The sequence below is a fragment of the Halomonas sp. DN3 genome (assembly GCF_024137905.1).
Classification (GTDB): Bacteria; Pseudomonadota; Gammaproteobacteria; order Pseudomonadales; family Halomonadaceae; genus Halomonas; species Halomonas litopenaei.
Genome location: NZ_CP099965.1, coordinates 2,651,081 through 2,672,417, shown reverse-complemented (window position 1 = coordinate 2,672,417; position 21,337 = coordinate 2,651,081). Strand labels below are relative to the sequence as shown.

Sequence of the window (21,337 nt, the reverse complement as noted above, 5' to 3'; positions counted from 1 at the left end):
CAACAATAGAGGTGACCATGAACGCTAGACTCAAGCTGACCAGACTAGGTGCTGTGGGGCTATTGCTGCTCAGCGGCGGCGCCCTGGCCCAGGACGATCGAACGGCGGTGATCGAGCGCCTGGCCGACGAGGTGTTCAAGGACTCGACCCTGAGCCGCGAGGAACGCATCGCTGAACTGGAATGGTTTGCCAAGGCTGCCGAGCCGTTTGAAGGCATGGAGATCAACACCGTCGCCGAGGGCCTGACCACCCACACCTGGGAGCGCGACGTGCTGGCGCCGGCATTTACCGAGCTGACCGGTATCGAGGTAACCCACAACATCATCGGTGAAGGTGATGTGGTGCAGAACATGCAGACCCAGATGCAGTCGGGGCGCAATATCTATGACGCCTACGTCAACGACTCGGACGCCATCGGTACCCATATTCGCTACGGCTCGACCATCAACCTGAGCGAGGCCATGGCCAACGAGTGGAAGGACCTGACGCTGCCGACCCTCGATCTGGACGACTTTATCGGCATTCAGTACACCACCGGGCCCGACGGCAGCATCTACCAGCTGCCCGACCAGCAGTTCGCCAACCTCTACTGGTTCCGCTATGACTGGTTCCAGCGCGATGATCTGAAGGCACAGTTCAAGGACATCTACGGCTATGATCTGGGTGTGCCCACCAACTGGACGGCCTATCAGGACATCGCCGAGTTCTTCAGCGAGCACGTCGGCGAGATCGACGGTCAGAAGGTCTACGGCCACATGGACTACGGCCGTCGGGATCCGTCGCTGGGGTGGCGCTTCCATGACTCCTGGTTGTCCATGGCCGGCATGGGCAGCCCCGGGGTGCCGTTCGGCAACCCGGTAGACGACTGGGGCATTCGGGTCGATGAAGAGAGCCACCCGGTGGGGGCCAGCGTCAGCCGTGGCGGCGCCACCAATTCACCGGCCTCGGTGTTCGCCGTGACCAAGATGGTGGAGTGGCTTCGAGACTATGCGCCGCCCGAAGCCCAGGGCATGACCTTCGGCGAGGCCGGGCCGGTGCCGGCCCAGGGCAACGTGGCCCAGCAGATGTTCTGGTACACCGCCTTTACCGCCGACATGGTCAGTCCCGATGTGGCGGTGACCGACGATGAGGGCAATCCCAAGTGGCGCATGGCACCGTCTCCCACCGGCCCGTACTGGGAAGAGGGGATGAAGGTCGGCTATCAGGACGTGGGGGCCTGGACCTTCTTCGATTCGACGCCGGAGGATCGGCGCAGCGCGGCCTGGCTGTTTGCCCAGTTCACCGTGTCCAAGACCGTCTCGCTGGAGAAGCTGATGGCGGGGCTGACGCCGATCCGCCGGTCCGACATCTTCTCCGACCAGATGACCGAGATGGCGCCGAAGCTGGGTGGCCTGGTGGAATTCTACCGCAGTCCCAACGAGTCCAACTGGACGCCTACCGGCACCAACGTGCCTGACTATCCGCGCATGGCGCCGCTGTGGTGGCAGAATCTGGCCCCCGCGGTCAATGGCGACATCTCCGCCCAGGAGGCGCTGGATAATCTGGCCGGTGACCTCGACAACATCATGGCGCGTCTGGCGCGGGCCAAGGTGTTTGCCACCTACGCGCCGGTGCTCAATGAACCCAAGGACCCCGAAGAATGGTTGAGCCAGCCCGGCGCGCCCAAGGCCAAGCTGGACAACGAGATGCCCCAGGGCACCACGGTGCCCTACGAGCAGATGATGGAGGAATGGATGTCGGCCGGTACCCGTGAGTAGGACGGAGGCTTGTGCGCAGGTGACGGCGCTTCGTAGGTCGCCTTTCGTGCATGGCCCCTGATGTGCAGGACGCCGGGCCCTCGCTGGAGACAGCGGGGGCCCGCTGCCTTGTGGGCAATACATGGTGCCGGCTGGATAGCACAGGCTGGATGAGAGGAGCGTCTGCCAAGCGTTGGCGGTGGCGTCCAAAGACGCGCAAAATTTTGCCGAAACGTTGCGCGTGCGTTGGTACCATAGCCGGCGTTTGTCCACCGCGGAGCCCTCCATGTCAGACCCCTCGTCCTCTTCCTCGCCCGTCGCCCCATCGGCGGATTCCTTGCCTCGACTGGCGCTGGTCGGTGCCCAGATGCTGTTCGTGGCGTTCGGCGCCCTGGTGCTGGTGCCATTGCTGACCGGCCTCGATCCCAACGTCGCCATGTTCACCGCCGGTATCGGCACCCTGGTGTTCCATCTGACCACGCGTCTGACGGTTCCGGTGTTTCTGGCGTCGTCCTTTGCCTTTATAGCCCCTATTCAGGGCTCCATCGCCCACTTTGGTGTCTCCGCCACCCTGGGCGGGCTGATCGCTGCCGGTTTCGTCTACGTGGCGATCTCCCAGGCGGTTCGGCTGAAGGGGACGGGGTGGCTGCATCGGCTGCTGCCGCCGGTGGTGGTAGGACCGGTGATCATGGTCATCGGTCTTGCCCTGGCGCCGGTCGCGGTGAGCATGGCCACCGGCGAGAACAGCGAGACCATCGGTTACACCCAGGCCATGGTGCTGTCCATGTCGAGCCTGCTGGTGACGCTGATCCTGGCGGTCTTCGGGCGCGGTCTGTTGCGCCTGGTGCCGATCATGGGGGGGATCGTCACCGGCTATCTGATGGCATTGCTGATGGGGGTGGTCGACTTCAGCCCGGTACGTGAGGCGGCCTGGCTGGCGTTGCCATCCTTCACCGCGCCGAGCTTTCACTGGGCGGCGGTCCTGTTCATGATCCCCGTCGCCATCGCGCCGGCGGTGGAGCATATCGGTGACATGGTGGCGATCGGCTCGGTGACCCGCCGCAACTACCTGGAGAAACCAGGCCTTCACCGCACCCTGTTGGGCGACGGCCTGGCGACCATTTCGGCGGCGCTGTTCGGTGGGCCGCCCAACACCACCTACTCGGAGGTCACCGGGGCGGTCACCCTGACCCGTGCCTTCAATCCGATGTTCATGGTGTCCGCCGCACTGGTAGCCATCACCCTGGCCTTCGTCGCCAAGCTGGGGGCAGTATTGCAGACCATTCCTACCCCGGTGATGGGCGGGATCATGACCCTGCTGTTTGGCTCCATCGCGGTGGTCGGCATGAATACCCTGGTGCGCGCCGGCAAACCCCTGACCGCCCCGCGTAACCTGGTGGTGGTCTCGCTGATCCTGGTGTTCGGCATCGGTGGTATGCAGTTCGGCGATGGCCAGTTCGCCCTGCAGGGGGTCAGCCTCGCCGCCTTGATCGGCATCGCCCTCAACCTGGTGTTGCCCCGGGCCAGCGAGGACGAATGAACCCTGCTATTACCATGGCCCGGCGTGACAGCCGGGCCATCGGCTGTTGGCGACAGGCCACTGACAATCATGCCCTGTCGAAGGCTTTTCTCAATGGTGGAGCTGCTCTCCACCATCGGAGACGGTGGGGGGGGGGGCAGGTGTTGGCGACAGGGCACTGACGATCATGCCCTGTCGAAGGCATTTCTCAATGGTGCAGCTGCTCTCCGCCATCGGAAAAGGTGGGGGGAGTGTTCGCACTGACAATCACGCATTCCTGATCCCCCAGGTTGCGAAACCGATGGGGCAGGCGTGAGTCGAAGTAGTAGGCGTCGCCGGGGCCGAGCAGACCTGTCTCGCCGTTGACGGTGATCTCGATCTCGCCGGCGATGATGACGCCGCCTTCCTCGCCGTCGTGTTCAAGCATCTCTTCGCCGGTATCGGCTCCGGGCGGATAGCGCTCGTGGAGCACCGACATGCGTCGGTCCGGGCGTCTGGCCGCGACAAGCCGCCAGGACAGATGGCCATCGCCGATCTCGGTGAGCTCCACGGCGCGATAGAAGGGGCTGGGGTGGTTCGGTTCGTCACCCGCGAAGAAGGCGCTGATCGATACCGGCAAGGCGTCAAGAATCTTCTTAAGCGAGCTGACCGATGGGCTCACATTGTTAAGCTCAATCAGCGAAATGGTGCTGTTGGTCACACCGGCTCTTTTCGCCAGTTCGCGTTGAGAAAGCTGCTTTTCCTGTCGTAGTTGGCGCAATCTGGCGCCGACGTCGAAACTGTCTTCCATCCTGTTTCCCGTCTCGGCAAAGCCGATGTTGTGCATAATGATGGACACATGATACCCGCTAACGTCGCTGTCCGACATCCCTGACGTCTACTGTCTACCCCGATACGCTCATGGCAGCCTGCGGGTGGCTAAGGCATCATGGAGGATGCTGTCGACGACCAATAAAAGAGGTGCAATGGTGGCGAGGCTGGACGCGAAGGAGATAAGCGGCGTGGTTCTGGCGGGAGGCCAGGGGCGACGCATGGGGGGAGTCGACAAGGGGCTGGTGCCGTTCGACGGCAAGCCGCTGGCGGCGCACGCCGTTGCCTGTCTGAAGCCCCATGTGGCTAGCGTGATGATCAATGCCAATCGCCATCTGGACGAGTACGCGACTCTCGCCGATCGAGTGGTCGAGGATCACCAGGCGGGATACCACGGACCCTTGATGGGCATCTACAGTGGTCTGGTCGCGTCCTCTACGCCCTGGGTGGTGGTGGTGCCCTGTGACAGCCCGGCGCTGCCCGCCGATCTGGTGCCCCGGCTGGTGGCTGGCTGGCGCGATGGGCTTGATATTGTCGTCGCCCATGACGGCGAGCGGCTGCACCCCGTGGTGGCGTTGCTGTCCCGTCACCTGCATGAGGATCTGGCGGCGGTACTGGAGCAGGGCGAACGCAAGATCGACCGCTGGTACGATCGCCACCGCTGGGATCGGGTCGACGTCAGCGACTGCGCTGCCGCCTTCGCCAATCTCAACACCGAAGAGGAAAGGCGACGGCTGGAGGCGTGTCGCCAGGAGCGTGACTCATGACGCAGGCGCTGAGCTTGCGCCCCGATCAGCCGCTGTTGGGCATCGCCGCCTGGAGCGGGACCGGCAAGACCACCCTGCTCGAACGTCTGGTACCGATGTTGAAGGGCGCCGGGCTCAAGGTGGCGGTGATCAAGCACGCCCACCACCGCTTCGAGGTAGACCAGCCTGGCAAGGACAGTCATCGCCTGCGTATGGCGGGGGCCGAACCTATCCTGATCGCCTCCCGCGCCCGGCTGGCATTGATGATGGAGACGCCGGGGGGCGAAGAGGCCGATCTGGCAACCCTGCTGGCCATGGTCGCGCCGCTGGAACCGCAACTGGTGCTGGTCGAGGGCTTCAAGGACTGGCCTTTGCCCAAACTGGAGCTCCATCGGCCGGCGCTGGAAAAGCCGCTGATGGCGGAAGACGATCCATGGATTCAGGCCGTCGCCAGTGACGCGCCCCTGGCGACAAGGGGCGATGTGCTCGATCTCAATGATCATGACGCCATCGCCGCCTGGGTCCAGGCCTGGGTGAGGCGTTGGCCCGAGTGGGTTGTCGCGCACCAGGGAGGAGAACCGTCATGACAACGCTCTCCTGTTTCGATCTTGGTGAGCGCATGCTCGGCGTCGAGGAGGCGCGCGATGCCCTGTTGACGCTGGTGGCTGGTCGCCTGGCGGCGGAAAAGGTGCCCCTGGCCAGGGCCCATGGCCGAGTGCTGGCCGAGGCGGTAGAAGCGCCTTTCGATGTGCCCGGGCATACCAACTCCGCGATGGATGGGGTGGCGCTCAACTGGTCGACCGAGGGCCCCGGCGAGGTCTTTCTCCAGGTGGGAGAAGCCCTGGCGGGGCAGCCTTTTCAGGGTCGCCTGGGCGACGGTGAGTGTATTGCCATCACCACGGGGGCGCCCTTGCCGCCAGGGGCCGACACCGTGGTCATGCTCGAACAGCTCGAGCGAGATGGCGATCGTGTGAGGGTGACACGCGCCGACCGCGTCAAGCAGGGGCAGAACGTGCGCCAGGCGGGCGAGGATCTGCGTGCCGGCCAGGTGGCCATTGCAGCAGGCAGGCGCCTCGAAGCCGCCGCGCTTGGCCTGCTGGCTTCTCTCGGGCAGGCCGAGGTCCGGGTGCGGCGACGTCCTCGGGTAGCCGTGTTCTCCACCGGCGATGAGGTCACGGCACCCGGTGAGGCACGCGCCCAGGCGGCGATCTATGATGCCAACCGCTATTCTCTGATGGGGTTGTTGCAGGAGCATGGCGCCGAGGTGATCGATCTCGGCATCGTCGCCGATGACACCGACGCCCTGGTCGAACAGCTCGCTGACGCCGCCCGGACCGCAGATCTGGTGGTCTCCAGTGGCGGAGTGTCGGTGGGGCAGGCCGACCACACCCGGGAAGCGGTGGAGCGTCTTGGCAGGTTGACCCTGTGGCGGATCGCCATGCGGCCAGGCCGGCCCATGGCATGTGGGGTGATTGGCCCCGACGAGACACCCTTGCTGGGACTGCCGGGTAACCCGGTGGCCTGCATGGTGACCTGTCTGGTGTTTGTGGTGCCGATGCTCGCGGCTCTGGAAGGGCGCTCACCCACTCAGCCACGCTGGAAGGCCGTGGCCGGTAGCGCCTTTCGCAGCAGGGTCGGACGTACGGACTACAGTCGCGGTGTCTTTCACTGTGATGCGGACGGGACCTTGCGGGTGGTCAATACAGGCAATCAGGGTTCCGGTATTCTGTCGTCCATGGTCTCGGCCAATTGCCTGGTCGAGATTCCCGAGGATACGGACTCGGCGTCCATCGATGATATCGTGATGGTACTCCCTCTCTTTCGATTTTCCTGAGGCTTGAACATGACGCTTTCCCATCTCAACGCACGCGGCGAAGCCAACATGGTCGATGTCGGCGACAAGGCAGCGACCCGACGGGAGGCGACGGCGACCGGAAGCATCTCCATGGCGCCGGAGACTCTGGCGCTGTTGAGCGATGGCAAGTTGCCCAAGGGCGACGTGCTGGCGACCGCCAGGATTGCCGGTATTCAGGCCGCGAAACGCACCCACGAGCTGATCCCGCTTTGCCACCAGCTGGCGTTGTCCAAGGTCAGCGTCGACTTCGAGATCGACGCCGAATCCAGCTGTGTCAGGGTGTCCGCCACCTGCCGTCTGACCGGACGGACCGGGGTCGAGATGGAAGCCCTGACGGCCGTATCGGTGGCCTGTCTCACCCTTTACGACATGTGCAAAGCGGTGGACAAGGAGATGGAGATCGGCGAAATCCACGTGGATGCCAAGCAGGGCGGCAAGTCCGGTGACTATCTGCGTCGGAGCGCGACCGCTGCGACGGCAACGCCGATCGTGACCAGCCCCGAGAACAGCCCGGCGTTGACCCTGGGGCTTGCGTCCGCCGCGGAGCAGTGTGTCAGGGTGAAGTGCCTGGCTGAACTGCGCGAAAGGCTTGGCGTCGGTGAAGCATCGGTGCCCCTGGACAGGTTGCCCAGTGCCGATGTTGCCGGTCTCAAGCAGGCACTGAAGACCCTGGATGATCGCTTCAAGGGGCTGGATGAAGGGCGTGTGCTGTGCGCCGTCAATCAGGTGATGGCGAGTGACGGTACCCGTCTGACCTGTGAGGACGAGGTGGCCTTCTTCCCGCCAGTGACAGGAGGCTGATCGATGATACGCGTGCAGCATGAGACCTTCGATGCAGGTCATGAACAGCGCCGGATGCTCGAACATCGCACCGACATCGGAGCGGTGGTCAGCTTCACTGGACTGGTCAGGGACTTCAATGAACGTCCGGACGTCACGGCGCTGACGCTTGAGCATTATCCCGGCATGACCGAAGCGTCGCTGGCCGAGATCGAAGCTGAGGCGCGACAGCGCTGGCCGCTCGATGAGGTAACCCTGATCCACCGGATCGGTCGTCTGGAGCCCGGTGATCCCATCGTACTGGTGGTGGTGGCCAGCGCCCATCGGCGTGCCGCCTTCGAAGCCTGCGAATTCTTGATGGACCATCTGAAGACCCGGGCGCCATTCTGGAAGAAGGAGCACACCGAAAGCGGCGATTACTGGGTATCTGAACGTCGTCAGGATCATGATGACGCCAAGCGTTGGGAGGTCGCTTCGCAATGACACAACAGTTGATCGATAGTTTCGGTCGCCGGGTGACCTACGTCCGATTGTCTGTCACCGACCGCTGCGACTTTCGCTGCGTCTACTGCATGAGCGAGGAGATGACCTTCCTGCCACGTGCCCAGGTGCTGACGCTGGAGGAAATCGCTCAGGTGGCGCAAGCCTTCACCGAGCTCGGCGTGGAAAAGATTCGTTTGACCGGGGGGGAGCCGCTGGTCCGTCGCAATATCGAGCAACTGGTGTCCAGTATAGGGGCATTGCCGGGGCTTCGGGACTTTGCCATGACCACCAACGGGGCGGGCCTGAGGCGGCATGCCGAGGCGCTGCGCCAGGGCGGCATGAAGCGTCTCAACATCAGCCTGGATTCGCTGGATCCCGAGCGCTTTCGACGCCTGACGCGTACCGGTGACCTCGACAAGGTGCTGGACGGTATCAGCGCCGCTCGGCAGGCCGGCTTTGAGCGCATCAAGCTCAATGCGGTGGTGCTCAAGGGGCGCAACGAAGACGAGGTGCTGGATCTTGTCGAGTTCTCCAGGGCAGAGGGGCTGGATATCAGCTTTATCGAGGAGATGCCGCTGGGCGATGTGTCCGACCATTCCCGTGCCGAGACCTATTGTTCAAGTGACGAGGTGCGCGAAAGGATCGAGCAGCGCTACCCCCTGATGGCCACGACGGAAGCCACCGCAGGGCCTTCTCGCTACTACCGTATGGAGGATAGCGAGACGCGGGTCGGATTCATCTCGCCCCATAGCCATAACTTCTGTTCTTCCTGCAATCGTGTTCGGGTCACGGTGGAAGGGCGTCTGCTGCTGTGCCTTGGTAACGAGCATTCGGTGGATCTCAGGGCGGTATTGAGGCGCTACCCCGGTGACATGGAGAAGCTCAAGGCCGCCATCGTGGAGGCGATGCCGCTAAAGCCTGAGCGGCACCATTTCACCACCGATGGGGATGTTCAGGTGGTTCGCTTCATGAACATGACCGGTGGCTGACAGCGCTTTCGCCAAGTGACCGTTTGTTTCCTTACCTGCGCGGGCGCCTTGGGCGCCCGCTCTTTGTATCCTGGCCGCTGTCTTTTTTCCTCGAGGTGTCAGCGTTTCAACCAATATTGACCGGTCAAGGGGGGACTGGGCTCGTCCAATGCGCTCGCTGTTGACGTATAAAGACCGCCAATATTTCGGTAATTGACAAGGAAAAATCTCCAGCATTTCTTGCCAAGAGTGGCCGGTTGCATATACTTTTCTTCAAGTGAATTGCGGCGTGCGCCGCTTGGTGTCAAAGCTATGGAGTGAGCTATGTCCAGCGAATCATTGGAACGCATTGCGAGAAACAAGAACGTGGCACGGGCAGCGGCTCGTCAACTGAGCATGGAACAGCTGCAAAAACTGGCGGAAGTGGTCGAGGAGGTCATCGATCAGAAGCGCGACGAGGAGCGCCAGCGCCAGGAAGAAGAGATGCAGAAGGCCCAGAAGCTGGCGGAGATCCGTGAGCAGATCACCGAAGCCGGCCTGTCGCTGGATGATCTCGTATCGGAGCAGCCCAAGCGCAAGCGTGGACGTCCGCCCAAGAACGCCAAGTAATACTGGTAGCGCAGGTGTGGTCACGCGAGTTCGGTTGACCTGACCTTGCACGGACGTGTCGCGTCGCCAGTGCAGCTTGGCCGCTGTGTCACCAAGGCGCGTGCATGACGCAAAGCGCGTGAATGGTGACGGCACGGCCACAAGTACGGCGAACGTCGAGCCGCGACCGGCCCTGGAAACGTCCAGGGCCGGTTGTTTTGTTTATAGGGGGGAGGCTCAGACGTCGCCGGCGATGCCTTCGATATCGCTCGCCATCAACTGGAGTTCGACCTGTGGCAGACGCTGCAAGTGTTCGCCCAGCCAGGCCTGAATACGAGGGTAGAGGCCACGACGGAGCGCCGACAGGGTATCGACGGCCAGGTCGTCGAGTTGTTCGTCGAGCCAGTCGATGAAATTGTCCTCGTCCAGGGGGCTGGTCTGGCTTGAGTCGATCATCAGCCGGCCAATTCTGGCCCAGCCGGTGTCGGTCGCCACCAGGCTGATGGCGAGGAAGAGTACGCCGTGGCGATTGCGCGCATGTGCCGGAGATTGACGCCGGTCGATGCCTCCGCGTTCGATGATGCACTGAGACAGAGGGAAGCTTTCCTCGCGGGTCAGGCCGCCCTGGTCGAAGCGGATCAGATCGCCGTTGCGAGGTGCCAGCGGAGCCTCGATGCCCAGGCGAGAGGCCAGTTCCTGATGCGCTGACTGATGGTTTTCCTCGCCATGGACCGGCAGCAGCCTGGTCGGCTGGAGCCAGCGATAGAAGCGTTCCAGTTCCTGCTGTGCGGGGTGCCCGGAGGCATGCAGTTCGGGGTGGCTGGCATCATCGATGATGGTGACCTGAAAGCGCGCCAGGCCGCGCTTGAGCCGCTCGATAAGGTGCTCGTTGCCGGGAATGGCCTTGGCCGAGAAGATGACGGTATCGCCAGTGGTCAGCTCGAAGTGGGGGTGCCTTCCCTGGGCAAGGCGCGACAGCGCGGCGCGGGGTTCGCCCTGGCTCCCCGTGGCAATGACCAGTACTTCCTCGGGTGGTAGATAGCCCAGGTCGCTGACGGGCACCAGCGCTGGAAAGTCGTCGAGATAGCCCAGTTGCCTGGCATGGCCCACCATGCGCTCCATGGAGCGCCCGAGCAGGCTGATCCGACGTCCGCAACGAGCAGCGGCGCGGCCGATGGCCAGGACCCGAGCCAGATTGCTGGCGAAGCAGGAAACGACAACGCGGCCCTGGCAGCGGGAGATGGTAGACACCATGGCCCTTGCGACCTCGCCTTCACTGCGTGAATGGCCGGTCACGTTGGCATTGGTGGAATCACCCACCACCAGATCGACCGGCGCGAGGGCGCGAAACAGATCTTCGTTCACCGGCTGGCCGATCAGCGGCTCTGGGTCCAGTTTCCAGTCGCCGGTATGCAGGATGCGCGAGTTGCCTGCCTGAATGAGCAGGGCGCAGCTTTCCGGGATGGAATGGGTCAGCGGCAGGAAACGGAGGGAAAACCCTGCGATGTCCCTGGCGTCCCCAGGTTCGATGACGTCTATCGCGTCGGTGGGAAGTCCCCGTTCGCCGAACTTGACGCGCAACATGGCGGCGACCAGAGGGGTCGCCAGAATAGGGCAGGCCCAGCGTGGCCATAGCCAGGCGGCGGCACCGATATGATCTTCGTGGCCATGGGTAATGAGCAGCGCCTGCGGACGGATGCCGCGGGTATCCAGTATCGAGGTGTCCGGCACCTGGAGCGGCTCACCAGGAAGGTCCTGGCGAATAAGCATGCCACAGTCGACGGCAATCCAGGCGTCCTGATAGCCGTACAGGCTTAGATTCATGCCGATCTCGCCACAGCCTCCCAGGGGCAGAAAATGCACCGGTGGGCGGCGTCGTGGTCGAATCTGGGCTCGCGGAATCGGCATCATGCTCGGCATCGTGGACGGTGTTCATTTCACTATACGGGATCGACCGCGCACGACTCAACGCGAGAGGTCAAAGGACCCGTGCAGCGGTCGTTCGCCATCTCACTTTTCGCTACAATGCATGCCCCGAATGGGCGTGCTCATCGCCCCTCCCCATGGTGGTGCAAGGTTGGTCACCGAGAGTTGGTCCAAGGATACAGGTGTTATGTCCCATTTCTATCGTCTGGTCGTGTCGTGTCCCGATCGACTGGGTATTGTCGCCAGGGTGTCGAACTTCATTGCTGGCCACGGTGGTTCCATCACCGAGGCCAATCAGCACTCGGACCTGGCCTCTGGTCGCTTCTTCATGCGCTACGAAATCCTGGCCGACTCCATCGGCATGTCGAAGGAAGCCCTGTGCGAGGCCTTTGCGCCGGTAGCGCGTGAATTCGAGATGGACTGGGCGCTGCGCGACACTCGTCAGAAGCGTCGCGTCGTGCTGATGGTTTCCAGGGAATCTCATTGCCTGGTGGATCTGTTGTATCGATGGACCGCTGGAGAGCTCGATTGCGAGATTGCGGCGGTGATTTCGAACCATGACGACATGCGCAAGATGGTCGAGTGGCACGGTATTCCCTACCATCATGTGCCGGTTTCGGCAGACGACAAGAGTGCCGCCTTCGCCGAGGTCGAGCGTCTGGTCGAGGCGTCCGAGGCCGACAGTATCGTGCTGGCGCGCTATATGCAGATTCTTCCGCCTGATCTGTGCGAGCGCTACAGTGGGCGAGTCATCAACATTCACCATAGCTTCCTGCCATCCTTTGCCGGGGCCAAGCCTTATCACCAGGCTTACCAGCGCGGCGTCAAGCTGATTGGTGCGACCTGCCACTACGTCACCGAGGAACTCGACGCCGGGCCGATCATCGAGCAGGATATTCACAGGGTCAGTCACTGTCATACGCCGGATGACCTGGTGCGTTTCGGGCGCGATGTAGAAAAGACCGTGCTGGCACGGGGGCTGCGTTGGCACCTCGAGGATCGGGTGCTGATCCACGACAACAAGACCGTCGTCTTTGCCTGAGCCGGCATCAAGGGCGCCGGCCGTTCTTTCTACGCCCGGCGCCTGGTCCGGTCACTCACCCAGGCATGCCAACCGAGCCGGAATCGCCCGCACAGGTAGGCAGCAGGAAGAGGAGGGGCCATGTCCTTTGCTCAGGTGATCCTTGCCCCCTGGCTGATCTGGGTTTGCGCGGGGGTGGCGTTGTCGGCCCTGGTGCTTGCCCTTTTCCAGCGTCCCTGGCGCGCCCTCTTTCAAGATACTGGCCTGCAGCATCGCTGGCTGGCGGCAACGCTGATGGTGGCGATGCTGTGGCAACTAAGGGCCCAGGCGGTCGATTGGCTCAGTCTGCACCTGCTGTTCACCACTCTGATGACGCTGGTCTTTCGAGGCCCCCTGGCGCTCTTGAGCTGTCTGCTGGTCAATCTGTCACTGGTGCTGACCGGGCGCGTCGCCTGGCCACTGCTGGGCGTCAATCTGGTGGTCACCGGCCTGGTACCGATGCTGGTGACGGTGCTGATCTGGCGCCTGGTCGATCGACGGCTGCCATCTCATCCCATGGTTTTCCTGTTTATCGGCGGGTTCTGGTGCGCGGCGCTGTCGGCACTGGCTTCGGGGCTCGCGGTGCTGGGGTTGACGCGGCTCGGCGCCAGTGACCCGTCAGCGTTATTCCAGGCCAGCGAGTACGCGCGTTTCCTGCCGCTGCTGATGCCGTCGGAGGCCTTTATCAGCGGCATGCTGCTGAGCATTCTGATGTTCTACCACCCACACTGGGTCGCCACCTTCAACGACAGCCGTTACCTGGACGACGATGGTCGCGGCGGCCGGGGCCCGTGAGCTGAGCAGGGCCGGCGACCTTGCCTCAGGCGGGTTTGATCTGGCGTGACGGTTGCGGTGTCCGGTCCGCGTGGCGGGCGCAGTCCGGATTGTAGTGCAGCCCCCGGGATTCTCGCCTGGTGCAGGCGCTGGCGACCGTCAGACTGGCCAGAGTGAGCGCCTGGCGACAGGCGTGCAGCTCGACACTCGCGGCGCCGCCCCGAGTCAGGTCATGAAACTCCGATTCCAGTTGCTCGAGGGTCGTGCGTGCCTCGGCCAGCCCTTCGTCCTGGCGCACGATGGCGACCCTCGCGCTCATGATCTGGCGGACGCGCTGGCGCAACGAGGCGAGTTTCTCGCTGGAAACCTGTCGATCTCCGGTTGTTGCGCTCGGCCGTGGTGTCAAGGTGCGTCCCGGCGCCGGCTCACTCAGGTGGCGAGCGGCGGATCTGGCGTAGACCAGGCACTCGAGCAAGGAGTTGCTGGCCATGCGATTGGCGCCGTGCAGTCCGGTGCAGGCGACTTCGCCGATGGCGTAGAGCCCCGCCACGCGCGTGGCTCCCCGATGGTCGGTGGCGACGCCGCCGCAGCTATAGTGGGCCGCCGGCACCACCGGGATGGCCTGGGTGGTGATATCCAGGCCACGTGTGAGGCAGTGGGCGTGGATGGTGGGGAAGTGGTGACGTATGGCGGCGTCGCCGAGGTGACGGATGTCCAGCAGCACATGGTCGCTCGAGGTGCGCTGCATCTCGGCGTCGATGGCGCGGGCGACCACGTCTCGCGGGGCCAGTTCGGCGCGCTCATCGATGGCGGGCATGAACCGCTCGCCACGCACGTTCAGCAGCAGGCCGCCTTCGCCTCTTACCGCCTCGCTGACCAGAAAGGGCGGTCCCTGTGGATCGAACAGGCAGGTGGGGTGGAACTGCTGGAACTCCAGGTTCATCAGTTCGGCGCCGATCTCCCAGGCCATGACCATGCCCTCGCCACTGGCCGGGGCGGGGCTGGTGGTATGCAGGTAGAGCCCGCTGGCGCCGCCGGTAGCCAGGACGGTGTCCTGGGCGACAAGGTCGTGAGGGCGCTGGTGGGCGTCCAGGCAGCGGGCACCGCAGCAGGCGCCCAGGTCATCGGTGAGCAGTTCGACGGCGATCAGGTCGTCGCGCAGCGTGATCTGCGAATGGGCGCGCACCCGGGCCAGCAGGGTGTCGGTCACGGCCCGGCCGGTGGCGTCGTCGGCGTGGATGATTCGGCGAGCGTTGTGGCCGCCTTCCCGCGTGAGGTGGTAGGGATAACCGCTGGCCGCCTCGGGATCCGGCGTGAAGGGCACGCCAAGGCTCAACAGCCAGGCGATGGCGTCGGGGCCGTTTTCCACGGTGAAGCGCACCGCCGCTTCATCGCACAGCCCGTCCCCGGCAATCAGGGTATCCTGGATGTGGGCCTCGATGTCGTCCTGAGGCGACAGCACCGCGGCAATCCCACCCTGGGCCCAGCGACTGGCACCTTGCGCCTCGACACCGGGGCGCAGCAGGGTGACCGGCCGGCGATCGGCGATCTCCAGGGCCATCGCCAGACCGGCGACGCCGCCACCGATGATGAGGACGTCAAGAGGGGCGTTTGCCATGCGTGGTTCCTTCCTTGCGGTCGAAAGAGGGGGCTCGGTGGAGCCCGTGTCGGGGGGCGCGGCGGCGCAGGCGCCTGCTGGGTAGCCGCTCGAGTCCGCCCAGGCGGCGGGCGGTCGCTTCGGTCAGGCGGGCCAGCTCCCGGTTCAGCCAGAGATAGCCGCTGGGGCTGAACAGCATTCTGCCATCCTCGGCGCGTGCCGTGGAGGCGAGGTCGGCGAAATCGTCCAGCGCGAAGGGCGTGACCTCGAGCGTGACCGGGCGTCCGGTGCGCACCTCGAAGGCGAGGGTGCCGAGATCCCGCGCCAGGGCGTGCTGCTGATCGCGCAGTCCTGCCATGGCATCGATCTGTTCGTGACCGGCGCGCGTGGTCCAGTGGGTCTCGAGCAATAGCTCCAGGGTGGACAGCATGCGTCGCTGGTAGGAGATCAGCTCGTCGACCTCGCTGCGGGTCAGGCGTCCTTCGCGGTGGACCGCGTCGGTCAGTCCGCGCTGCTTGACCAGCAATTGGCTGGCGGCCTTGAACAGTGCCTGGGTATCGATGCCCGGTGCCGATGTGGCGCTGGTGTGGGTGTGATACAGCCGCGCCATGCGATCCAGACAGTCGGCCAGCAGGAAGCGCAGCATGTCGGTGGCCTTGTGGGGCAGGAAGACCAGGGTGGCGCCGATGCCGACCAGGGTGCCGAGCAGTACGTCGGCGCTTCGCCAGAGTGCCACGCTGAGCTGCTGCGAGCCGTCGCCGATCACCAGCAGCAGGCTGATGGCGAACATCAGTCCGCTGTAGGCCTGGCGACCGCCGAAGACCACCCAGGTGGCGATGGCGATGCCGATCAGCGCGCCGAGTTGTACCCCCCAGCCTGGCAGCGGGAGGATGATCAGCGCCAGGCCGAGGGCTGCGCCGATCAGGGTGCCGGCCAGGCGCTGGCGCCCCTTGTCCAGTACGCCCCCGATATGGGGAAGGTTGCCCATCACCATGACCGTGCTCACCAGCGCCCAGCCGCTGTGCTGGAAGGGGAACGTCTGGACGATGGCAAATGTCACGATCAGTGCCAGACTGACCCGGAGTACGTGGAAGAGGCGGCGATGGCGGTGATTGATGAAAGGGTCGCGCAGGCGTCCGAGCAGCATGGTTCAGCCTCTCTGTCGGCCTGGGGCCGGCTCTCGAGCCGGTTGAGGGTGGGCGGTGGGAGGCGCCGTCATACGCTGTCCGAGATCGTCGGGCAGGGGATCTCGGGGTAGAGAAGCATTGTCGCTCAAGATGCTGAAGACCGTGCAGTGCTGATGAAAATGGGGATGAAGTTTACCACGCAGGCTCGCGTGCCGTCCCGAGCCAAATGGTGTCTCGAGGGACGGTGTCCAGGTGGCTGACAACGGAAAGGGGCCCCGTCCCTGGGGCCCCTTTCATCATGGTGAGTCATCGTGGTGAGTCATGGTCGCACGTCATGGTCGCACGTCATGGCCGCACATCATGACTCAGCGTCAAAGGCTCAGGCGGCAGCGTCCTCTTCCATCATCTTGTGAATGAGCTCCTTGAGGTCCTCGACCTGTTGCTCGAGGGCGTCCACCCGGTCCTCTTCGCTGTTCTGCTGGGCTTTCTCCTCGATTTCCTGCATGTGCTCCTGCAGGGCTTCCGAATCCATGGCGAAGGTGCTGCCCGCCATCACAAATGCGGCGATCATGGTCGTTCCGACTAGCGTGCGTTTCATGTGGCATCTCCTGGAAGTCGTCCCTGAACCCTGTGAAGGCCCGCGCTCACTCCATCGAGGCGATATGGCGCTCTGCCGTCCGTGAACTGAACTGGCACAATTCACTATAGGAGGTATTTCTTTATTCGCCATTATTGATATTTCGGCGCAAGCGATGAGCAAGGATGTGGGGAACGATGAGAAGGCGATGAGAAAGCGACGAGAGGGCGATCAGAGGATGATGAAAGACGGTGCGGGGCAGGGAAAGCGTCTGGCGTGCAACGCCAACGGCAAGATGGCTAAAGTGGGCTAGGCGACCAGAACGCGACCAGAACAGCACCACAAGGCAGGTCGTCAAGGGAGTGAGTCACGTAAGACATCGATAGGGTTGGTGCCCGGAGCCGGGCTCGAACCGGCACGGTGTTGCCACCGAGGGATTTTAAGTTCGATCTGATCTAATTGGCGGCCGCGCTTGCAATGCGGTTTTTATGAAAATCAGTCACTTAAAGTTGCGTAATGCTGGACATAGCTGCCTCTCAGGCATTGACTGTGCGACCAAATTGCGACCATATTAAGGTACGGTGAGATTTCTTGGTGACAACGACTTTTACTTAGGAACGGGACAAAGGCGTCTAGCAAAGCATCTGACTGGTATTTTCACAAGCAATGTACTAGAGATCTAGTCATTGCTTAGCTTCTTTTATGAGTTGTCTAGTTGTTTTTTATTACTTTTACGGAGTGATTTTCCAGAATTGTGCAGGTGTGAGCAACGTTGTGGTCCTACGAGCTTTGCTATGTCAGCATATACTATATGAATTGCTGAAACAGGAACGCTTTTGTTAGAATAAACTGATGGTTGCGAGCAAGATGAGCTTAAGGAAAAGTTAGAGCTGCTCAGGGAGATACTGTCTTCTATAGAAATTATATCTAAGTCTACCGATTGGCGAGATGATAGAAGCAGGGTGAGAATTGGGCGATTGTCTCATACTGGCATGCTTCTCATCGATGTTATAGAAGACTTCACGTCACAGAGGCGGCGTGATGGTCATCAACAATGATGATGCAGGGAATGGAGATAGTTAAAGATAATGTATTGCCTATTTTTGCGTAGAAATTCCCACTGATTTCATATAAGTCTCAAAGGCAATGCAGGCTGCTTTGCAGCGAGCATCAACCTCACTTTCGAGTGTATCAAGTACATGTCGTTGGGCACCCGGCTTGTACTCCACAATGTCCCACTCGATTTCTGACCCAATCTCGCTGTAATGCGCTTCTACCTTGATGGATGTTGTGACATTCATAGCGTCTCTCCAAGTCTTCTATGTTCCTGAGTGTAACAGTATTTTGAGACATTGGGATGCTCACGCTCGGACCAGCATAGAGAAGTGAAAAAAGATAGTTTTAAGGCCTGGTTGCGGCGCGTTCGAGCACAGGTCAGTGAATTTTGGCTCGCAGGGGCAGGGCTCATGAGAGAAGAAATAATAAGCTTTACAGCTGTAGATGGTGGATGGGAGCTGTTCTGTAGAAACTGTTACACGCTAGAGTTTAACCACTACTCAGATTCTCCGTGGCTCCAATTCGAAATTCAGCCTGAAACAAAAAATGGGGGACGCTACACCGTCAGGTGCCGCGTATGCCGCCATGTATCGCGACGAAAATCGCTGCATCCGGATAGTCTTCGACCATCTTAGATTCGGGTTGCGAGCAAGGTAGTGGCGCTGGCGGAAAGGTTATAGCAGATCGTAGATTGTGGATCGCACCTCGTACCGCTCTGATCTACGCTGAGCCAAGCACTTTGCTTTCAGGAGACAGGGATGCTCACGCAGATGATCAGTTACCAGGTTGTGGAGAGCGGGCTGGAAATGCGTTGCCTGGTGTGTCAGACCGTCGAATTTCAGGAGACAGGGCGGCAAGGCTGGAGGCTTTTCGAAGTGGTGCCAGACGGTCCTTGGGGCAGATGCTTCATCATTACGTGCAGGGCCTGTGGCCACAAGAACCTGCGCGCCTCTTTGCAGCCTGACTGGTATGGCTGAGGTGGGCAGTCAGCTACGACATCATGCTGTGACGCCATCTCAATGAGCCCCGGTGCTCGTGAGCCTGGTGTCTTTGGTAGTCGGCAGGCCGACGGCTGAGCCTGCAAAGACTTACTCGGCTAGTACCGCTTCGGCACAGAAGCTGACATTATGTTCTACGCTAAGCACTAGGAGGCTAGGCGTAGGATAGTCATGTTGGACATGCCGATGATCAATTTTGCGACCGTGGAAGGCGGCTGGGAAATGTACTGCCTGAAATGCCACTCTGCCGAGTTCAACGTCACGGATCGCTCACCGTGGAGCCAGTTCGAGATCCGGCCGGGTGCCCCGCATGGGAGGTACTACATCATAAAATGTCGTTCATGTGGCCACGAGGCTCTCCGAAATACACTGCAGCCGGATTGATGAAGCCCTCTGCAGGACTGATACATGCCCGTGGTTGCAGGGCTGGCGGGAAGAAATGTGCTCTACCATACACCAGGCCATACACGGTGCCGTCGGCTAGGCTTGGGTGGGAGGCTGTTCTAGAGGAAATGGTAGCACGCCATGGGCTACCCTATGGCAGGTCGTGTTGAGCGCCATCCCTGGCGCCCAGCTTAATCCCAGCCGAGATTACCACCAGCGCCGGCCATGATGCCGAAAATCCTCGGCGGACGTTGGGTGTACTCGGTACCGTCCTCGTCCGTCACGGTGTATTCCGCACGGGGCGAGACAGATTCATACTTGGCCAGTGCCCCGGAATCGCCTTCAAACTGGTCAATCAGCCGGCGGGCCGTACCCTCACCGCTGTACTCGGTTTCGGCCAGCACCTCGACACCGGGCATGCCTCGCCATTGATCCACCTCGTGGTCACGTAGCCGGGCATAGACCATCACCTTGTCACCGCTGACCTGAGCTGGCGTTCGGGAGAACGCGGTAATCACCGGCGGCTGGGCAATGCTGCCGTCCTCGGTCTGAGCCAACATATCTGGCTCGGTGGCGGCCAGGTGCTGCACCAGGGCCGGGAAGTTAGGTACGTACAGAATCGCGTCGATCATAGCAGTGTCCCCGCAGTGGCAATGGCTGCGCACACGGCAGCCGGAGTGAATACGTCAAGAAAGGAGTCCCGGCCCCATCCAGTGGTCAGCCCTTCGTGCCAGCGTACCGGCATAGGGCGGCCCCAGGACCAACCACGCAGGGTGGCCAAGCGGTACTCGTGCTGGGCAATCTCACGTCCCAGGAAGACCGCCACCGGCACAATGCCGGCAGCGATAAGGCCGAGTACCGGCCACAAGGCGATCTGGATCAAGACAGCAATGGCAGCGTGTTCCAGGTGCGTTCGGTTCATGCCGTCAATGCCTCGAGTTCGGCGGCGGACAGGGCGCGAGGGAACAACTGCACGTTTGAGTAGCTAGCAACTATCTGTAGAAAAAAACTATTAGAGCCTATAGCAAGCGTCTTGTTTCCGGGGCTTTGAAGGTCGTCAGGGCACTGCACAGATCTCGACTGCCCCCCGGATGAAATAATCAGTGTATAAGTGCCGTCTCCATTTGCTGAGGCAGATACGGCAACTCTGTTTTTAGTGCCGTATATCGCATCAACCGGCGAATTCACCAGATCACCGTTTGACGAACTCCCTAGCCTAAACTGAAACCCGGTATTTGTATTACCTCTAGCGAGAATTTCTAGCTTGATCCCGCTCGACTGGTAGTAAAACACCTTGTCGCCGCTATTAGCCCACTCGGGATTTAGCTCAACGAGAAGTGACCAACTGCTAGGGTTAAGTTCGCTGTTAACCATCCTCAAAACCCTATCAGCCCCCCGCGTCACCGGCGCGCCATCGGTGGGTATATAGCTGGTGGGGGTGGTGCCCTCCTCGAGCTGTGCACCCCACACGGTGACTCCTGTACCACTGGCACCCCCTGCATAGACATATGCCCTAATGTTGGTTGATTGGCCAATGGTGGCGCTCAGGTAGACTCGCCAGAAATCACCGCAATCCTTCACATCTGCACGAGCATTGCTGTATGTTCCATAATCTCCAATAAAAACGACTTCGCCTGTTGTCGCGTTAATTTCTGATGTGGCGGTATTGCCAGATTCGCTGGAGTCTCTTATTTGAAGTCTTGCCGTTACGTCTGTCTTTTTTACAAAATATGAAATAACGTAACTAGACGACGATGTAGGTACCGCAATACTTTCAAAAAAACCACCGCTAGATGCCGAGATTGTATACAGAGTTGCCTCACCGAGGCCGTCTGGCGAGGCCTGCCCCGAAGAGTCCACTGTCGCCGAAAAAAGGGTCCATGTTGTGAAGTCGATTGAGTACGGAAGAAGATTCGTCGCCCCTCCCTCAATCAACGCCCCCAGCGCTTCGCCCGTCTCAGGGTCATAGTGATAAGCGACGGTGTCCGGCGGCACTTCCACCAACGTACCTTGCGGGCCTGGCACAAACTTGGGGGAAGATCGCTCAGCCGTGAACATATCGTCTACCGATACGCCGTGTTCCAGCCGTCGCGTGCCCAGCATGTAGGTCTGTGTCTTGAAGTCGGACAATAGAGACGGTACCGGCTTGTCCGTGTCTCGCTGGATCAGCCCAAGCAAGGCGGTCTCGCGCTTGTCTACGGTGGTCAGCACGTCGTCACGGGCCGCCAGTAGGTCGTTCGTCGCACCGGCGATGCTGCCACCGGTGTAGTTGCGCACGGCGTCCACAAGGGCGGTGTGGCGCGTTTGAAGGTTGTCGATGCTGTCTTGCAGTGCGGGGTCGAGATCGGCCATG

At 61.6% G+C, this 21,337-nt stretch carries 20 protein-coding genes; 11 read left to right on the top strand and 9 right to left on the bottom strand.

What is annotated here, in order from left to right; genetic code table 11:
- Positions 1-17: 17 nt before the first annotated feature.
- Together NKF27_RS11550 and NKF27_RS11545 are read left to right on the top strand one after the other, a co-directional pair.
- Positions 18-1,757, top strand: coding sequence for an ABC transporter substrate-binding protein (locus NKF27_RS11550; protein WP_045994205.1), 1,740 nt, complete (start codon positions 18-20; stop codon positions 1,755-1,757).
- Positions 1,758-2,022: 265 nt separating this feature from the next.
- Positions 2,023-3,276, top strand: coding sequence for a uracil-xanthine permease family protein (locus tag NKF27_RS11545; protein ID WP_045994204.1), 1,254 nt, complete (start codon positions 2,023-2,025; stop codon positions 3,274-3,276).
- A 187-nt stretch (positions 3,277-3,463) separates the two neighbouring features.
- Here NKF27_RS11545 and NKF27_RS11540 read toward each other — a convergent pair whose 3' ends face one another.
- Positions 3,464-4,045 carry a cupin domain-containing protein gene (locus NKF27_RS11540; RefSeq protein ID WP_253551754.1) on the bottom strand — a complete coding sequence of 194 codons (582 nt, stop codon included), beginning with the start codon at positions 4,043-4,045 and terminating at the stop codon, positions 3,464-3,466.
- A gap of 175 nt (positions 4,046-4,220) precedes the next feature.
- Here NKF27_RS11540 and mobA point away from each other — a divergent pair, with 175 nt between their 5' ends.
- The 7 genes from mobA (at position 4,221) to NKF27_RS11505 (ending at position 9,506) form a co-directional block, all read left to right on the top strand.
- A complete protein-coding gene (gene mobA / locus NKF27_RS11535; protein WP_222516516.1) occupies positions 4,221-4,832 on the top strand; it encodes a molybdenum cofactor guanylyltransferase MobA in 612 nt (203 codons plus the stop codon).
- Complete coding sequence (mobB, locus tag NKF27_RS11530; protein WP_253551750.1) at positions 4,829-5,398, top strand: molybdopterin-guanine dinucleotide biosynthesis protein B; 570 nt, start codon at positions 4,829-4,831, stop codon at positions 5,396-5,398. The genes mobA and mobB overlap by 4 nt, the downstream gene beginning before the upstream one ends.
- On the top strand, positions 5,395-6,645 hold the full coding sequence (glp, locus tag NKF27_RS11525; RefSeq protein ID WP_253551748.1) for a gephyrin-like molybdotransferase Glp: 1,251 nt from the start codon (positions 5,395-5,397) through the stop codon (positions 6,643-6,645). The genes mobB and glp overlap by 4 nt, the downstream gene beginning before the upstream one ends.
- A gap of 9 nt (positions 6,646-6,654) precedes the next feature.
- Positions 6,655-7,467 carry a cyclic pyranopterin monophosphate synthase MoaC gene (moaC, locus tag NKF27_RS11520; RefSeq protein WP_045994199.1) on the top strand — a complete coding sequence of 271 codons (813 nt, stop codon included), beginning with the start codon at positions 6,655-6,657 and terminating at the stop codon, positions 7,465-7,467.
- A 3-nt stretch (positions 7,468-7,470) separates the two neighbouring features.
- Complete coding sequence (moaE, locus tag NKF27_RS11515; RefSeq protein ID WP_108133107.1) at positions 7,471-7,929, top strand: molybdopterin synthase catalytic subunit MoaE; 459 nt, start codon at positions 7,471-7,473, stop codon at positions 7,927-7,929.
- Positions 7,926-8,918 (top strand): GTP 3',8-cyclase MoaA, encoded by a 993-nt coding sequence (gene moaA, locus NKF27_RS11510; protein ID WP_108133108.1) that lies wholly within the window; start codon positions 7,926-7,928, stop codon positions 8,916-8,918. The genes moaE and moaA overlap by 4 nt, the downstream gene beginning before the upstream one ends.
- A 303-nt stretch (positions 8,919-9,221) precedes the next feature.
- Positions 9,222-9,506 (top strand): hypothetical protein, encoded by a 285-nt coding sequence (locus NKF27_RS11505; protein ID WP_045994196.1) that lies wholly within the window; start codon positions 9,222-9,224, stop codon positions 9,504-9,506.
- A 216-nt stretch (positions 9,507-9,722) separates the two neighbouring features.
- Here NKF27_RS11505 and NKF27_RS11500 read toward each other — a convergent pair whose 3' ends face one another.
- Entirely contained in the window at positions 9,723-11,309 is a 1,587-nt protein-coding gene (locus NKF27_RS11500; protein ID WP_108448864.1) for a ribonuclease J, read from the bottom strand.
- A 289-nt stretch (positions 11,310-11,598) separates the two neighbouring features.
- On the opposite strand from NKF27_RS11500, the gene purU reads away from it, so the two are divergent.
- Positions 11,599-12,453, top strand: a complete 855-nt coding sequence (gene purU, locus NKF27_RS11495) for a formyltetrahydrofolate deformylase (RefSeq protein WP_045994195.1) — start codon at positions 11,599-11,601, stop codon at positions 12,451-12,453.
- Between the two features lie 120 nt (positions 12,454-12,573).
- Positions 12,574-13,266 carry an energy-coupling factor ABC transporter permease gene (locus tag NKF27_RS11490; RefSeq protein WP_045994194.1) on the top strand — a complete coding sequence of 231 codons (693 nt, stop codon included), beginning with the start codon at positions 12,574-12,576 and terminating at the stop codon, positions 13,264-13,266.
- A 25-nt stretch (positions 13,267-13,291) separates the two neighbouring features.
- Here NKF27_RS11490 and nadB read toward each other — a convergent pair whose 3' ends face one another.
- From nadB to NKF27_RS11455, 7 genes are all read right to left on the bottom strand, one after another.
- Entirely contained in the window at positions 13,292-14,863 is a 1,572-nt protein-coding gene (gene nadB / locus NKF27_RS11485; RefSeq protein WP_108448780.1) for an L-aspartate oxidase, read from the bottom strand.
- The gene (locus tag NKF27_RS11480; RefSeq protein ID WP_253551746.1) at positions 14,844-15,989 is read right to left on the bottom strand and encodes an FUSC family protein; all 1,146 of its coding nucleotides are present in this window, start codon (positions 15,987-15,989) and stop codon (positions 14,844-14,846) included. Before NKF27_RS11480 ends, nadB begins: the two co-directional genes overlap by 20 nt.
- Before the next feature lie 359 nt (positions 15,990-16,348).
- Positions 16,349-16,567: a hypothetical protein gene (locus tag NKF27_RS11475; protein ID WP_253551745.1), complete on the bottom strand. Its 219-nt coding sequence runs from the start codon at positions 16,565-16,567 to the stop codon at positions 16,349-16,351.
- A gap of 1,076 nt (positions 16,568-17,643) precedes the next feature.
- The gene (locus tag NKF27_RS11470; protein WP_213227044.1) at positions 17,644-17,847 is read right to left on the bottom strand and encodes a hypothetical protein; all 204 of its coding nucleotides are present in this window, start codon (positions 17,845-17,847) and stop codon (positions 17,644-17,646) included.
- A gap of 1,328 nt (positions 17,848-19,175) precedes the next feature.
- A complete protein-coding gene (locus NKF27_RS11465) occupies positions 19,176-19,616 on the bottom strand; it encodes a hypothetical protein (RefSeq protein WP_253551743.1) in 441 nt (146 codons plus the stop codon).
- Entirely contained in the window at positions 19,613-19,906 is a 294-nt protein-coding gene (locus tag NKF27_RS11460; RefSeq protein WP_253551741.1) for a hypothetical protein, read from the bottom strand. The genes NKF27_RS11465 and NKF27_RS11460 overlap by 4 nt, the downstream gene beginning before the upstream one ends.
- Complete coding sequence (locus NKF27_RS11455) at positions 19,903-21,336, bottom strand: hypothetical protein (RefSeq protein WP_253551739.1); 1,434 nt, start codon at positions 21,334-21,336, stop codon at positions 19,903-19,905. The genes NKF27_RS11460 and NKF27_RS11455 overlap by 4 nt, the downstream gene beginning before the upstream one ends.
- Between the last annotated feature and the right edge of the window lies 1 nt (position 21,337).